This is a genomic window from Mesorhizobium sp. M7D.F.Ca.US.004.03.1.1, assembly GCF_003998635.1.
GTDB lineage: Bacteria > Pseudomonadota > Alphaproteobacteria > Rhizobiales > Rhizobiaceae > Mesorhizobium > Mesorhizobium loti.
Window position 1 is genome coordinate 1 of the sequence record NZ_RZQG01001069.1, and the last position, 1,861, is coordinate 1,861.

Consider the following 1,861-nt stretch of genomic DNA (forward strand, 5'->3'; position numbering starts at 1 on the left):
CTCATAGCCATGGTCCGCGAACCGCTGCACGATGGCGCCGAAATCCAGCGAGCCGTCGCCCGGCACGGTGAAGGCGCCCAGCGCCACGGCGTCGAGGAAGGACTGTTTCGTGCGGTCGAGCCTGTCGATCACGCCCATGCGCACATCCTTCACATGCACATGGCTGATGCGAGTGTGATGGTTGTCGATGGCGCGCAGCACGTCGCCGCCGGCAAAGGCCAGATGTCCGGCATCGAGCAGCAGCGGAATGCCGGCGCCGGAATAGCGCATGAAGGCATCGAGTTCCGGCTCGGTCTCGACCACGGCCGCCATATGGTGGTGATAGGAAAGCGGCATGCCCTGTTCGGCGCACCATTCGCCAAACGCGGTGAGGCGCTTCGCATAGGCCTTCATCTCGTCGTCCGAAAGCTTCGGCTTGGTGGCCAGCGGCTTCGAGCGGTCGCCCTGGATCGAGCGGCCGACCTCGCCATAGACGATGCAAGGCGCGTTCACGGCCTTGAACAGGTCGATCATCGGCTGGATGCGATCCTTGTTGTCGGCCATCTCCCCATCGACCAGCGTGCCGGAGAACCAGCCACCGCACAGCGTCACGTCGGCTGCCTTCAGGATCGGCAGCATGACATCGGGATCATTGGGAAAACGCCGGCCCATCTCCATGCCGGTGAAACCGGCCGAGCGCGACTGGCGCAAACACTCTTCCAGCGACACGTCATCGCTGAGTTCGGCAAGATCGTCGTTCCACCACGCAATGGGGGACATGCCCAGTTTGGCTTTCAAGTCGTCGCTCCAGTTTCAGTTCGTTTCCACCTTCCCCCTTGTGGGGGTCCGAAGGACGGGCGAGACCCGTGGCTCGCCCCGGCAAGTCGCTGCAAAGCAGCGGGGTGGGGGCGGCGCCGGACCCCCACCCGGACCTTCGGTCCGACCTCCCACACGGGGGAGGTAGGGGCGACGGCGCCTATATCAATCGCCAATGGTCTGCATCTGCCGCTTTTCGTCATAGGCCTTGCGCGCCGCGTTGACCTGCGGCCGTGCCGACACTTCCGGCACCGCCACATCCCACCAGTGGCCTCCGGCATCGGTGGAAACCAGCGGGTCGGTGTCGATGACCAGCACCGTGGTGCGTGTATTCTTTTTGGCTTGTGCCAGCGCATTTTCCAGCCCGGCAATCGACGGCACTTTCTCGGCAATCGCGCCCATGCTCGCCGCATGCGCGGCAAAGTCGATGTCGGGCAGTACCTCGTGGCGCGAGTCCTTCAGCAGATTGTTGAAGTTGGCGCCGCCGGTCGCCATCTGCAGCCGGTTGATGCAACCGTAGCCGCGGTTGTCGAGCAGCACGATGGTCAGCTTCAGGCCGAGCATCACCGAGGTGGCGATCTCGGAATTCAGCATCAGGTAGGAGCCGTCGCCGATCATCACGACGACCTCCTCGTTTGGCTTGGCCATCTTGGCGCCGAGCCCGCCGGCAATCTCGTAGCCCATGGTCGAGAAGCCGTATTCGGCGTGGTAGGAGCCGGGCGCGCCAGCCTGCCAGAGCTTGTGCAGTTCGCCCGGCAGGCCGCCTGCGGCATGCAGCAGCGTCACCCCAGAGCCCATCGCGCGCTGCACGGCGCCGATTACTTGCGCGTCGGAGGGGTAGGCGGCATTGGTCGACGCTGTCACCTTAGCCGCCTCGGCCTGCCAGACCGTCTTGCCGGTGGCCGCATTGGCGGTCCAGGTGGAAGGTGCCTTCCAGCCCTTCAGCGCAGCACCGAGTTCAGCCAAACCCTCGGCCGCATCAGCGACCAGCGGCAGAGCGCGGTGCTTGCCGGCGTCGAAGGGCTGCACGTTGAGCCCGATGATGGTCTTGCCGGAATTCTTGAAC

At 64.8% G+C, this 1,861-nt stretch carries 2 protein-coding genes; both read right to left on the minus strand.

The window, feature by feature from the left end:
- On the minus strand, positions 1-777 hold a 777-nt coding region (gene iolE / locus EN935_RS33945), incomplete at its 3' end, for a myo-inosose-2 dehydratase (protein WP_127374120.1).
- Positions 778-960: 183 nt separating this feature from the next.
- Positions 961-1,861: thiamine pyrophosphate-dependent enzyme (locus EN935_RS33950; protein WP_164771603.1), on the minus strand; the 901-nt coding region annotated here is incomplete at its 5' end.